Raw genomic sequence first — 13428 nt, forward strand, 5'->3', positions numbered from 1 at the left:
CCGAGGCGGCCCTGGCGCGACCGGTGCGCCGGGTCGGGATCGTCGGGGCCGGGCTCATGGCCGGGCAGCTCGCGGTGCTCATCGCCCGGCGGCTCAAGGTCCCCGTCGCGATGCGTGAGGTCGACGAGGACCGGGTCGCCGCGGGCCTGGCCGGGGTGCGCCGCCTCGTCGAGGGCATGGCCGCGAAGGGTCGGGTGAGCGAGGACGAGGCCCACCGGCTGCTCTCCTCGATCACCATCAGCACGGACCTGGGCACCCTCGCGGGGGCCGACCTGGTGATCGAGGCCGTGACCGAGGTGATGTCGGTCAAGCAGACCGTCCTGGCCCAGCTCGAGGGCGTGGTCCACGCCGAGGCCGTGCTGGCGACCAACACCTCGGCCCTGTCGGTGACCGAGATGTCGGCGCAGCTCGAGCACCCCGAGCGCGTCGTCGGGCTGCACTTCTTCAACCCCGTCGCGCAGATGCCGTTGATCGAGGTGGTCCGGACCGAGCAGTCCTCCGACGCCGCGGTGGCCACGGCCTTCGCCGTGGCCAAGGACCTGCGCAAGACCGCGGTGGGGGTCGCCGACCGGCCGGGGTTCGTGGTCAACCGGCTGCTGCTGCGGATGCTCGCCGACGTGGCCGCGACCGTCGAGTCCGGGACGCCGGTCGTCGTGGCCGACCGCGCCCTGCGGCCCCTCGGGCTGCCGATGGGCCCCTTCGCCCTCATCCAGCTCGTCGGGCTGCCGGTCGCGCTGCACGTGCTGGGCTCCCTGCACGCCGAGCTGGGCCCGCGGTACCCGCTCTCCCCCGGTCTGGAGCGCCTGGCCGCCGAGGGGCGCAGGGTGGTCCCCGAACCCGACGGCGCCGGGGCCGAGACCGACGTCGACCCGGGCATCCAGGAGGTCTTCGGCGAGCCCGGCGGGCCCGGTGCCCTCGACGAGGCCGGGGTGCTCGACGCTGTCCGGCGGGGCCTGGCGCAGGAGATCGGGCTCATGCTCGAGGAGAAGGTCGTGGCCGGGCCCGAGCAGATCGACCTGTGCATGGTGCTGGGAGCGGGCTGGCCGTTCCACCTGGGCGGGATCATCCCCTACCTGGACCGCACCGGGGTGAGCGAGGCGGTCATCGGTCGCCGCCTGCTCGCGCGCGGGACCGCCGACGTCCCGGAGCGCGTCGGCTCCTGAGCCGGGCGCGGCGTCCTGCTCGCCTCAGTGGACGGTGAGCCCCCGGCTGCGGAACTGCTCGCGCACGCGCTCGACGAGCTCGGGGGTCGGGGCCGGGGTGTCCTCGAGCTCGTAGCGCAGGCCCAGGCTCGCCCACTTGTCCTGACCCATCTGGTGGAAGGGCAGCACCTCGACGCGGGAGACGGTGCTCAGGCTCGCGACGTAGTCGGCGACCGCGTCGACGTTCTCGGGGGCGTCGGTGAGGCCCGGCACCAGGACGAAGCGCACCCAGATCTCGGTCCCGCGGGCCGCGAGGCGCCGGCCGAACTCGAGGGTCGGCTCGAGCTCGCGCCCGGTCACCCGGCGGTAGGTCTCGGGGATCCCGGACTTGACGTCCAGCAGGACGAGGTCGATGTCGTCGAGCATCGCGTCGGTGCAGTGCGCACCCAGGTAGCCCGAGGTGTCCACGGCGGTGTGGATGCCCATCTCCTTGGCCCCGCGCAGGATCCGCCCCACGAAGGCCGGCTGCATGAGGGGCTCTCCCCCGGAGATCGTGATGCCACCTCCCGTGACCTGGAAGATCGAGCGGTACCGGGCGATGCGGGTGAGCAGCTCCTCGGCGGTCACCGGCTCGCCCCGGCGCATCTCCATCGTGTCGGGGTTGTGGCAGTACAGGCACTGCAGGGGGCACCCGGACAGGAAGGTCGTGAGCCGTGTCCCCGGACCGTCCACGGCCGTGACGAGCTCCCACGAGTGCAAGGACCCGAGCTCGCCGGCCCGCATCTGGGCGAAACGCTCGCTCCGGTCGGCCTCGCTGAGCTCGAGCCCCGAGGTGCCCGAGGACGACCGGCCGTACGCGCCGCCGACCACCGGGACGCCGAGCTCCACGATGGGGGCGCCGTCCGGGCCCGCCGGCACGGCGTGGTCTGCCGCCCGCGTCGAGCCGTCGCCCTGCGCCGGCCGGTGGGCCTCTGTGCTGGCTGCTGTGCTCATGACCCCAGTGTGCCTCGCTGACCGGCGCAAGTCGTAGGACGAATGTCCGCTCTCCGCCGGGTGGCCGCCGTCGCCCTGCCCGCTGGCGCGGGACGCACGAGGGCGCGGCCCCAGGCTGACCTGGGACCGCGCCCTCGTGCGGTGCGGGTGCCGGAGCCCGCGTGGTCGGGTCAGAGCCCGCCGTGGAAGGTCCGCGACAGCACGTCCAGCTGCTGCTCACGGGTCAGCCGGACGAAGTTCACCGCGTACCCCGACACGCGGATCGTCAGCTGGGGGTAGTTCTCGGGGTGCTCCATGGCGTCCTCGAGGGTCTCGCGGTTGAGCACGTTGATGTTCACGTGGAACCCGTGCGACACGTTGTACCCGTCGAGCAGCCCCACCAGGTTGGTGATCTGCTCGGGCCGGTCCCGACCAAGGCCCGAGGGCACGACCGTCGAGGTCAGCGAGATGCCGTCCATCGAGTCCTCGTACGGGAGCTTGGCCACGCTGAGCGCGCTCGCGAGCATGCCGTGCGTGTCCCGCCCGTTCATCGGGTTCGCTCCGGGGGCGAAGGGCTCGCCGGTGCGACGTCCGTCGGGGGTGTTGCCGGTGTGCTTGCCGTAGACCACGTTCGAGGTGATCGTGAGCACCGACTGGGTGTGCAGCGCGTTCCGGTAGGTGGGCTGCTGACGGATCTTGTCCATGAAGCTCCGGACGAGCTCGACCGCGATCGCGTCGACCCGGTCGTCGTCGTTGCCGAAGGTCGGGTACTCACCCTCGACCGTGTAGTCCACGACCAGCCCGGTCTCGTCGCGCACCGGCCGCACCGTCGCGTACTTGATCGCCGAGAGCGAGTCGGCCGCGACCGAGAGCCCTGCGATGCCGCAGGCCAGCGTGCGCAGGACGGCGCGGTCGTGCAGCGCCATCTCGAGACGCTCGTAGGCGTACTTGTCGTGCGACCAGTGGATGCAGTTGAGCGCGTCGACGTAGGTCTGCGCGAGCCACTCGAGCAGGGTGTCGTAGGCCGCGGAGACCTCGTCGTAGTCGAGCACCTCGCCCTGCAGCGGCATGGTCACCGGGCCGATCTGCTTGCCCGAGACCTCGTCCCGACCGCCGTTGATGGAGTAGAGCAGCGCCTTGGCGAGGTTGACCCGGGCGCCGAAGAACTGCATCTGCTTGCCGACCCGCATCGCCGAGACGCAGCAGGCGATCGCCGCGTCGTCGCCCCAGGCCGGGCGGATGAGCTCGTCGGACTCGTACTGGATGGCCGAGGTGTCGATCGACACCTGGGCGCAGAACCGCTTGAAGCCGTCCGGCAGCTTGTGGCTCCACAGCACCGTGAGGTTCGGCTCGGGGGCCGGGCCCAGGTTGTAGAGGGTCTGCAGGTAGCGGAAGGAGGTCCGGGTGACGAGAGGACGCCCGTCCTCGCCGACGCCTCCGAGGGACTCGGTCACCCACGTCGGGTCGCCCGAGAAGAGCGCGTCGTACTCGGGGGTGCGCAGGAACCGCACGATGCGCAGCTTGATGACGAAGTCGTCGATCAGCTCCTGGGCCCGCTCCTCGGTCAGCACGCCCGCCGCGATGTCGCGCTCGAGGTACACGTCGAGGAAGGTCGAGGTCCGGCCGAGGGACATGGCCGCGCCGTTCTGCTCCTTGACCGCACCGAGGTAGGCGAAGTAGAGCCACTGCACGGCCTCGCGGGCATCGGCCGCGGGCAGCGAGATGTCGAAGCCGTAGGAGGCGGCCATGCGCTTGAGCTCGCCCAGGGCGCGGATCTGCTCGGCGATCTCCTCACGCTCGCGGATCACGTCCTCGGTCGAGCGCTCCATGTCGAGCTCGGCACGCTCGAGCTTCTTGGCCTCGACGAGGGCGTCGACGCCGTAGAGGGCCACGCGGCGGTAGTCGCCGATGATCCGGCCGCGGCCGTAGGCGTCCGGGAGCCCGGTGATGAGGTGGGAGCTGCGCGCTGCCCGGACGTCGGGCGGGTAGACGTCGAAGACGCCGGCGTTGTGGGTCTTGCGGTACTCGGTGAAGATCCGCTTGACCTGCTCGTCAGCCTCGTAGCCGTACGTGGTCAGGGCGTTCTCGACCATGCGCCAGCCGCCGTAGGGCATGATCGCGCGCTTGAGGGGGGCGTCGGTCTGGAGCCCCACGATGAGCTCGTTGTCCTTGTCGATGTACCCGGGGGCGTGGGCCGTGATCGACGACGGGGTGTTCGCGTCGACGTCGTAGATGCCCTTGGCCCGCTCCTCGGGGAACATGTCGGCCAGCTGCTGCCAGATCGCCGTGGTGCGGGCGGTGGCCCCGGCGAGGAACTCGGCGTCGCCGGCGTAGGGGGTGTAGTTGCGCTGGATGAAGTCGCGCACGTCGACGTGGTCCTGCCACGGGCCACTGACGAACCCGCGCCAGGCGGGGGTCGGGCCGTGCGGCGTGACCGTGGTGCCTGCTTCTGTCGTGATGGCCATGGAACTGCGCTCCTCGTGGTCGGGCTCCGGTGTCCTCGACGCTACGCGCGTAGTCATGGGACGACCTGGGACCTTCGGCTCGACCTCACCGTACCGAGGGTGAGCCCGGTCACACCGGCGTTTCGAGGAGCGGAGTTCAGACTGCGGGTCCGCGCACGAGCGCCAGCACCTCGAGCGCGACGTCCTCGGCGCGCAGGCGCAGGGTCTCGAGGAGCTGGGCCCGGGTCGCGTGGTCGAGGAAGGTCAGCGGGATCCCCACGGCCTGGACCGGCACGCCCACCCCCGCCTCGGCGCACCGCTGGCCCAGCACGGCGCCGACCCCGCCCTCGACGAGCCCGTCCTCGACGACCACGACGTGGTCGTGCTCCCCCGCGAGCTTGACGAGCGCGGCAGGGGTCGGCAGAACCCACCGGGGATCCACCACGGTCGCCGGGAGACCCTCGGCGCCGAGCATCCGACCGACCTCGACGGCGAGGTGCGCCATCGGTCCGATCCCCACGACCAGGACCGAGGGCCCGTCCCCGGTGTGCCGGGCGAGGACGTCGACGCCGTCGACCGAGTCCACGGCCTCGAGGGCGTCGGGCAGCGGCCCCTTGGGGTAACGGACGACCGTCGGAGCGTCGTCGACGTCGACAGCCTCCCTGAGGGCGCTGCGCAGGGTCCGCTCGTCCCGCGGGGCGGCGAGGTGGAGGCCCGGGACGATGCGCATCAGCGACATGTCCCACATCCCGTTGTGGCTGGCGCCGTCGTCCCCGGTGAGCCCCGCGCGGTCGAGCACGAAGGTGACCCCCGCGCGGTGCAGCGCGACGTCGAGGAGCACCTGGTCGAAGGCACGGTTGAGGAAGGTCGCGTACACCGCGACCACGGGGTGCAGACCGGCGAAGGCCATCCCGGCCGCCGAGGTCACGGCGTGCTGCTCGGCGATCCCGACGTCGAAGGCGCGGGCCGGGAACTCGGCGGCGAAGGGGGCGAGCCCGACGGGCTGCAGCATCGCCGCGGTGATCCCGACCACGTCGGGGCGCCGTCGTCCGATCTGGACCATCTCGTCGGCGAAGACCGAGGTCCAGCCGAAGCGCGAGGGGGCCACCGGCAGCCCCGTCTCGGGGTGGATCTTGCCGACGGCGTGGAAGCGGTCGGCCACGTCCTGCTCGGCCGGCACGTAGCCCCGGCCCTTCTCGGTGATGACGTGCACGATCACGGGCCCGCCGAAGGCCTTGGCCCGACGCAGGGACTGCTCGACCGCCGTGACGTCGTGGCCGTCGACCGGGCCGACGTACTTGATGCCCAGGTCCTCGAAGAGCCCCTGCGGCGCCACGACGTCCTTGATGCCCTTCTTGAGGCCGTGCAGCGCCTCGTAGGCCAGGCGCCCGGGCGGCCCCGAGCGGCGCAGGGTCCGCTTGCCCCACGCGAGGAAGTTCTCGTAGCCGCGCGTGGTGCGCAGGGTGTCGAGGTGGTGGGCGAGCCCTCCGATGGTCGGGTCGTAGGACCGGCCGTTGTCGTTGACGACGATCACCAGCCGCCGGTCCTGCCCGGCGGCGATGTTGTTGAGCGCCTCCCAGGCCATGCCCCCGGTGAGGGCGCCGTCGCCGATCACCGCGACCACGTGCCGGTCGGCGTGCCCGCGCAGCTCGTTCGCCTTGGCGATCCCGTCGGCCCAGGACAACGCCGTCGAGGCGTGGGAGTTCTCCACGACGTCGTGCGCGGACTCCTCCCGACTCGGGTACCCCGAGAGCCCCCCTCGCTGTCGCAGGCCCGAGAAGTCGGTCCTGCCCGTCAGCATCTTGTGCACGTAGGTCTGGTGCCCGGTGTCGAAGATCATGGTGTCCCGGGGGGACTCGAAGGCCCGGTGCATCGCGAGGGTGAGCTCGACGACGCCGAGGTTCGGACCGAGGTGCCCCCCGGTGCGGGAGACCGAGGCGACCAGGAAGTCGCGGATCTCCTGCGCCAGCCCCTCGAGCTGGGCCGGACGCAGCGCCCGGACGTCGGCGGGCGAGCTGATCCGCGGGAGGATGGCCATCAGAGCATGGTACGTCCTGGGCGGGCTCGCGGCCGTGCGGCGCAGGCGGTGGCGCTCCGGAGGTCCCGGTCGGCAGCCGTAGGCTGGGATCATGCGCTTCCTGCCCGGCCACGAGCCCTCGACCGACCTCACCTACGGCGACGTCTTCCTCGTCCCGTCCCGCTCGGAGATCACCTCGAGGTTCGACGTCGACCTCGCCAGCGTGGACGGCACGGGCACGACGATCCCGCTGGTCGTGGCGAACATGACAGCGGTCGCCGGACGGCGGATGGCCGAGACCCTCGCCCGTCGCGGAGGGCTGACGGTCCTGCCGCAGGACATCCCGACCGACGTCGTCGCCGACGTCGTGGCCTCGGTCAAGGCCCGGCACACGGTGGTCGAGAGCGCCGTCGTCGTCGCTCCCACGGACACCGTCCACACCGCGCTGACCCTCATCGGCAAGCGGGCCCACGGAGCCGCGGTGGTGGTTCTCGAGGGCCGCCCGGTCGGCGTGGTCTCGGACGCCGACTGCCAGGGGGTCGACCGCTTCACGCAGGTCTCCGAGGTCATGACGCCCGACCCGACGGTGGTCGAGGCCGGCCTGCTCACCGGCCCCGCCGGCCTCGAGGCCGCGTTCGAGAAGCTCCACGCCTCGCGTCGGCGCTTCTCCCCCGTGGTCCAGGACGGCACCCTGGTCGGTGCCCTGACCCGGACCGGGGCCCTGCGCAGCTCCATCTACTCCCCCGCCCTCGACGCGCAGGGGCGGCTGCGCGTCGCCGCCGCGGTGGGCATCAACGGCGACGTCCGGGCCAAGGCCGCGGCGCTCCTCGAGGCAGGGGTCGACACCCTCGTCGTGGACACCGCGCACGGTCACCAGCGCAAGATGCTCGAGGCCCTCGCCGCGGTGCGCAGCCTCGACCCCACGGTGCCCGTCGTCGCCGGGAACGTCGTGACCGCGGAGGGCACCCGTGACCTCGTCGAGGCCGGGGCGAGCATCGTCAAGGTCGGCGTGGGCCCCGGGGCCATGTGCACCACCCGCATGCAGACCGCCGTCGGGCGCCCGCAGTTCTCGGCGGTGCTCGAGTGCGCCGCCGAGGCCCGCCGCCTGGGTGCGCACGTGTGGGCCGACGGCGGGGTCCGGCACCCGCGCGACGTCGCCCTGGCCCTCGCCGCCGGGGCCTCGCAGGTCATGATCGGCTCCTGGTTCGCCGGCACCCACGAGAGCCCGGGGGACCTGCACGACGACGGCACGGGCCGCCTCTACAAGGAGAGCTTCGGCATGGCCTCGGCGCGGGCCGTCGCCGCCCGCACCGCGGCAGGCTCGGCCTTCGACCGCGCCCGCAAGGCCCTGTACGAGGAGGGCATCTCCTCCTCGCGCATGTACCTGGACCCCCACCGTCCGGGGGTCGAGGACCTCGTCGACCAGATCACCTCGGGCCTGCGCAGCGCGTGCACCTACGCGGGGGCCTCCAGCCTGGACGAGTTCGCCGAGCGCGCCGTCGTCGGGGTGCAGTCCGCCGCCGGCTTCGACGAGGGGCGGCCCCTCCCGACCGGGTGGTGACCCCGTGAGCGGGGGCCCGCCCACGGGTGGCGAGGAGGCCCCGGGCCGGACGGCCAGGGGCCAGCTCGAGGAGCTGGTGGCCCGCGGGGTCGACTGGGGACCGTGGGCCCGGCAGGCCCTCAAGACCCAGCAGGACGCCCGACCCGCCGCGGTGCTCATCCTCCTGGGCGCCCTCGACGACCGACCCGCCCATCATCCGAGCCCGGTCGTCCCGCAGGACCTCGACGTGCTGCTCCTGGGGCGCTCCCCGGCCCTCACCCACCACCCGGGGCAGGTCTCCTTCCCCGGCGGCCGCCTCGACCCAGGGGACGACGGACCCGTGGCCGCCGCCCTCCGCGAGGCGGTCGAGGAGACCGGCCTGGACCGCGCGGGGGTGGAGGTGCTCGGCACGCTCGCGCCGGTACCGGTCCCGGTGAGCAGGCACCTGGTCACCCCGGTCGTGGCCTGGTGGGCGGCCCCCTCCCGGGTGAGGGTCGTCGACCACGCCGAGTCGAGCGTCGTCTTCCGCGCGCCGGTCGCCGACCTCATCGACCCGGGCAGACGACGCTCCGCCACCACCTACCGGGGCCGTCCGGTGGGACGGACACCGGCCTTCCTGGTCGACTCGCACGACGCGGGCCCACCGCACGTGGTCTGGGGCTTCACGGCCCTGCTCCTCGACAGGATCCTCGAGGCCCTCGGGTGGGCCGAGCCCTGGGACCCGTCGCGCACGATCGCGGTGCCGTGAGCCGGTCCCCAGGCCTTGCCGCGACGTGACCAACCGTGACGGGCCGTGACGTGGCCGGAGGCTCCTGAGACCATGGAGCCATGAGCGACACCCCGACAGCTGCAGCCCGGACCAGCGCCGGCCCGACAGACTGGGTCAGCGGCGAACGGGTCTTCGCACCCCCTGCCGGCACCCTCGACCCGGACTGGCTGGTCCCCGCCGTGCTGGAGGCCGTCCCCGAGGCGACGCCCGGGCAGGCGCAGGCCGCCGTGGTCGCGGCGTGGCAGGCCACGCGGACCACCGAGCCCGTGCCCGGGGGGACGCCGCTCGAGCGGGCTGCGGCCGGTGCGGTCGCCGAGGCCGTCAGGACCTTCGGTGCCTGAGGCCCGTCGCCTGCTGGTGCTGCGCCACGTGCCCTGGGAGGGGCCGGGCCTGGTGACGACCGGCCTCCAGGACCTGCCGACCGACGACCGGCTGGTGGTCGACGAGACCGATCCTGACCTGCCACGTGCCGCCGACCTCGCGGGGCTCGTCGTCATGGGTGGACCGATGGGGGCTGACGACCTCGTGGAGCACCCGGGGCTCGTCGCCGAGCGGCGCATCCTCGCCGAGGCGGTCGACGCCGAGGTCCCCGTGATCGGGATCTGCCTGGGCATGCAGCTCCTCGCCTGCGCCCTGGGCGCCCCGCTCCATCGCGGGCACGGCACCGAGATCGGCCTCGGTCCGGTGGACGTGCTCGCCTCCGACCCCGTGCTCGACCCGCTCGGCCCTCGGCCCGAGGTCCTGCACTGGCACTCCGACGCGGTCGACCTGCCCACGGGGGCGGCGCTGCTCGCCTCGAGCCCGTCGACCCCCGTCCAGGCCTTCCGTGCCGGCAGCGCCCTGGGCCTGCAGTTCCACCTCGAGGTCGACCGTCCGCTGCTCGGGGCCTGGCTCGCCGAGCCGGCCATGCAGGCCGACCTGGCCGCCCACGGCATCAGCGGGATGGCCGAGGCCGGGGACAGGGTGCTGCCCTCCCTCACGCCCGCAGCGATCCTCGGCCTCAGCACCTTCGCCGAGGCCGTCCGCTCCCGGGTCTGAACGAGGCGGGCAGGACGACCCCGCTCCTGACGCACCCAGCCCGGGGCGCCTCCGATCGCGGAGGTGCCCCGGGCTGCGTCGCGCTGCTGAGCCTCGGGCTCGCGTGGCTGGGGACTCAGGCCTCGACAAGGGAGCGCAGCACGTACTGCAGGATCCCGCCGTTGCGGTAGTAGTCCGCCTCGCCGGGGGTGTCGATCCGCACGTCGGCGTCGAACTCGACGACGGCCCCGTCCTGCTTGGTCGCCGTCACGGCGACCGTGCGCGGCGTGGTGCCGTCGTTCAGCGCCGTGACCCCCGAGACGTCGAAGGTCTCGGTGCCGTCCAGGCCGAGGGAGTCGGCCGACTCCCCGGCCGGGAACTGCAGGGGCAGGACACCCATCCCGATGAGGTTCGACCGGTGGATGCGCTCGAAGCTCTCGGTGATCACGGCGCGGACCCCGAGCAGCCGGGTGCCCTTGGCCGCCCAGTCGCGCGAGGAGCCCGAGCCGTACTCCTTGCCCCCCAGGATCACCAGGGGGACCTCTGCCTCGGCGTAGGCCTGCGCTGCGTCGTAGATGGCCGACTGCTCACCGGTGAGGTGGTTGATCGTGAAGCCGCCCTCGACTCCCGGCACGAGCTGGTTGCGCAGCCGGATGTTGGCGAAGGTGCCGCGGATCATGACCTCGTGGTTGCCACGGCGCGAGCCGTAGGAGTTGAAGTCGCGCCGCTCGACGCCGTGCTCGGCGAGGTAGGCCCCGGCCGGGCTGTCGGCCTTGATCGCCCCGGCGGGGCTGATGTGGTCGGTCGTGACCGAGTCACCCAGCTTCGCCAGGACCCGGGCCCCGGCGATGTCCGTGACGGCGTCGGGGGTCGCACCCATGCCGTCGAAGTACGGAGGCTTGCGCACGTAGGTCGAGTTGGCGTCCCAGGCGAAGGTGTCGCCCTCGGGGGTGTCCAGCCCGCGCCACCGCTCGTCCCCCGTGAAGACGTCGGCGTAGTCGTCGGTGAACATCTCACGGTCGATCGAGGAGTCGATCGTCGCCTGGACCTCGCTCGCCGCGGGCCAGATGTCGCGCAGGTAGACGTCCTCACCGGCCTCGGTCTGGCCGAGGGGCTCGTTGTCGAAGTCGAAGTCCATCGTCCCGGCCAGCGCGTAGGCGATCACCAGGGGCGGAGAGGCGAGGTAGTTCATCTTGACGTCCGGGTTGATCCGGCCCTCGAAGTTGCGGTTGCCCGAGAGGACCGAGACCACCGAGAGGTCGTGCTCGTTGACCGCGGCGGAGACCTCCTCGGGCAGGGGGCCCGAGTTGCCGATGCAGGTCCCGCAGCCGTAGCCGACGAGGTGGAAGCCGAGCTTCTCGAGGTAGGGCCACAGGCCCGCCTTCTCGTAGTAGTCGGTGACGACCTTCGAGCCGGGGGCCATCGAGGTCTTGACCCACGGCTGGGCGACGAGCCCCTTGGCGACGGCGTTCTTGGCGAGCAGGGCGGCCGCGAGCATGACCGACGGGTTCGAGGTGTTCGTGCACGAGGTGATCGAGGCGATCACCACCGCGCCGTGGTCGAGCTCGGTCTGGGTGCCGTCGGCCAGGGTGACCGGCACGCGCTTGTGCGGACGCGCGCTGCTGTCTCCCGCCCGCGTGTGGGCCGGGGCGTCCGAGCCGTCGACGTGCTCCCCCGCCGCGATCGGGTCCGAGGCCGGGAAGGTCTCCTCGACCGAGGCGTCCAGGCCCTGCAGGTCGCCGTGCTCGTGGTCGACGTAGTCGAGGATCGAGGTCGCGAAGGACTCCTTGGCCTCGGTCAGGGCGATGCGGTCCTGCGGGCGCTTGGGCCCGGCGATCGAGGGCACCACGGTCGACAGGTCGAGCTCGAGGTACTCGGAGAAGACCGGCTCGACGTACTCCGGCGAGGACGGGTCGTGCCACAGGCCCTGCTCCTTGGCGTAGGCCTCCACCAGGGCGAGCTGGTCCTCCGCACGGCCGGTCAGGCGCAGGTACTCCATGGTCACGCCGTCGATCGGGAAGATCGCGCAGGTCGAGCCGAACTCGGGGCTCATGTTGCCGATGGTCGCGCGGTTCGCGAGCGGGACCTGCGCCACGCCCTCGCCGTAGAACTCGACGAACTTGCCGACCACGCCGTGCTCGCGCAGCTGCTCGGTGATGGTCAGCACGACGTCGGTCGCGGTCACGGCTGGCGGGATGGTGCCGGTGAGACGGAAGCCCACCACCCGGGGGATCAGCATGGAGACCGGCTGGCCGAGCATGGCGGCCTCGGCCTCGATGCCGCCGACGCCCCAGCCGAGCACGCCGAGGCCGTTGACCATCGTGGTGTGGGAGTCGGTGCCGACGCAGGTGTCCGGGTAGGCACGCGTCACGCCCCCCACCTCGCGCGTCATGACGGCGCGGGCCAGGTACTCGATGTTGACCTGGTGGACGATGCCGGTGCCGGGCGGGACGACCTTGAAGTCGTCGAAGGCCGTCTGCCCCCACCGCAGGAACTGGTAGCGCTCGTGGTTGCGCTCGTACTCGAGCTCGACGTTGCGCTCGAAGGCGTCGCGGCGGCCCGCGACGTCGATCTGCACCGAGTGGTCGATCACGAGCTCGGCCGGGGCGAGGGGGTTGATCCGGGCCGGGTCCCCGCCGAGCTCGACGACGGCCTCGCGCATCGTGGCGAGGTCGACGATGCACGGCACCCCTGTGAAGTCCTGCATGACGACGCGGGCCGGGGTGAACTGGATCTCCTCGCTCGGGTCGGCAGCCGCGTCCCAGCCGGCGAGGGCGCGGACGTGGTCCGCGGTGATGTTGGCGCCGTCCTCCGTACGCAGGAGGTTCTCGGCGAGGATCTTGAGGCTGTACGGAAGGCGCTCGAGGCCGGGGACCGCGGCCAGCCGGTAGACCTCGTAGGAGGCCCCCTCGACCTCGAGGATTCCCTTCGACCCGAACGTGTCGACGCTGCTCACGGTGGCTCCATTCAGTGGTGTGTCCGAGGGTGATGGCGACGCCCGCAGGGGACGTCCGTGACCCTCTCCGAGACTATCGAGTGGCCATCGCCTCCGACCGCCCCGGGGATATCTTGACGTCAAGATACATCCTACCCGACGTCAACCGAGGACGGCGCCCCCGACCTCCGCGAGGTACGCCGCAGAACCGCCACGCACTCCACGTGGTGGGTCATCGGGAAGAGGTCGAAGGCTCGCAGCCCGGTCAGCCCGTAGCCGAGCTCGGCGAAGTACCCGAGGTCGCGGGCGAGGGCCGCGGGATCGCAGGCCACGTACACGACCTGGTCGGGCGCGAGGGCCGCGACCTGGGCCACGACCCGTCGACCCGCACCGACGCGGGGCGGGTCCAGGACCACGACCTCGGCCCGATCGACGACACCTCCGGCGAGGGCCTCCTCGACCGGGGCGTGGTGCAGCGCGACCTGCGGCTGGTCGTGCAGGTTGCGACGCGCGTCACGCACCGCGCGGGCGTCCCCCTCGACCGCGACGACGCGCCCCCCGCCGCCGACCCGGTGGGCCAGGGGCACCGTCA

Annotated in this window: 9 protein-coding genes and 1 pseudogene; 5 read left to right on the forward strand and 5 right to left on the reverse strand. The window is 72.6% G+C overall.

The annotated features are described in order from the left end of the window. Positions 1 to 1163, forward strand: a 1163-nt coding sequence (locus L0B03_RS06450; protein ID WP_250444962.1) for a 3-hydroxyacyl-CoA dehydrogenase family protein, incomplete at its 5' end; no start/stop codon positions are given. A 24-nt stretch (positions 1164 to 1187) separates the two neighbouring features. Here L0B03_RS06450 and pflA read toward each other — a convergent pair. From pflA to dxs, 3 genes are all read right to left on the reverse strand, one after another. After that, positions 1188 to 2135 carry a pyruvate formate-lyase-activating protein gene (gene pflA / locus L0B03_RS06455; RefSeq protein ID WP_250444963.1) on the reverse strand — a complete coding sequence of 316 codons (948 nt, stop codon included), beginning with the start codon at positions 2133 to 2135 and terminating at the stop codon, positions 1188 to 1190. 170 nt (positions 2136 to 2305) lie between these two features. Beyond that, positions 2306 to 4579: a formate C-acetyltransferase gene (pflB, locus tag L0B03_RS06460; protein ID WP_250444964.1), complete on the reverse strand. Its 2274-nt coding sequence runs from the start codon at positions 4577 to 4579 to the stop codon at positions 2306 to 2308. Between the two features lie 136 nt (positions 4580 to 4715). Beyond that, positions 4716 to 6596 (reverse strand): 1-deoxy-D-xylulose-5-phosphate synthase, encoded by a 1881-nt coding sequence (gene dxs, locus L0B03_RS06465; protein WP_250444965.1) that lies wholly within the window; start codon positions 6594 to 6596, stop codon positions 4716 to 4718. Positions 6597 to 6687: 91 nt separating this feature from the next. Here dxs and L0B03_RS06470 point away from each other — a divergent pair, with 91 nt between their 5' ends. The 4 genes from L0B03_RS06470 (at position 6688) to L0B03_RS06485 (ending at position 9922) form a co-directional block, all read left to right on the forward strand. After that, a complete protein-coding gene (locus L0B03_RS06470; RefSeq protein ID WP_250444966.1) occupies positions 6688 to 8136 on the forward strand; it encodes a GuaB1 family IMP dehydrogenase-related protein in 1449 nt (482 codons plus the stop codon). A 4-nt stretch (positions 8137 to 8140) separates the two neighbouring features. Next, positions 8141 to 8863 carry a CoA pyrophosphatase gene (locus L0B03_RS06475; RefSeq protein WP_374204898.1) on the forward strand — a complete coding sequence of 241 codons (723 nt, stop codon included), beginning with the start codon at positions 8141 to 8143 and terminating at the stop codon, positions 8861 to 8863. An 80-nt stretch (positions 8864 to 8943) separates the two neighbouring features. After that, positions 8944 to 9225, forward strand: a complete 282-nt coding sequence (locus L0B03_RS06480; protein ID WP_250444967.1) for a hypothetical protein — start codon at positions 8944 to 8946, stop codon at positions 9223 to 9225. Beyond that, positions 9218 to 9922, forward strand: coding sequence for a type 1 glutamine amidotransferase (locus tag L0B03_RS06485; RefSeq protein ID WP_250444968.1), 705 nt, complete (start codon positions 9218 to 9220; stop codon positions 9920 to 9922). The genes L0B03_RS06480 and L0B03_RS06485 overlap by 8 nt, the downstream gene beginning before the upstream one ends. 115 nt (positions 9923 to 10037) lie before the next feature. Here the strand turns inward: L0B03_RS06485 and acnA are convergent, their stop codons facing one another. Together acnA and L0B03_RS06495 are read right to left on the reverse strand one after the other, a co-directional pair. Next, entirely contained in the window at positions 10038 to 12857 is a 2820-nt protein-coding gene (acnA, locus tag L0B03_RS06490; RefSeq protein ID WP_250444969.1) for an aconitate hydratase AcnA, read from the reverse strand. A 131-nt stretch (positions 12858 to 12988) separates the two neighbouring features. Next, positions 12989 to 13428: pseudogene (locus tag L0B03_RS06495) on the reverse strand (class I SAM-dependent RNA methyltransferase); the annotation flags it as partial.

Source organism: Actinotalea sp. C106, from assembly GCF_023630195.1.
Taxonomy (GTDB): Bacteria; Actinomycetota; Actinomycetes; order Actinomycetales; family Cellulomonadaceae; genus Actinotalea.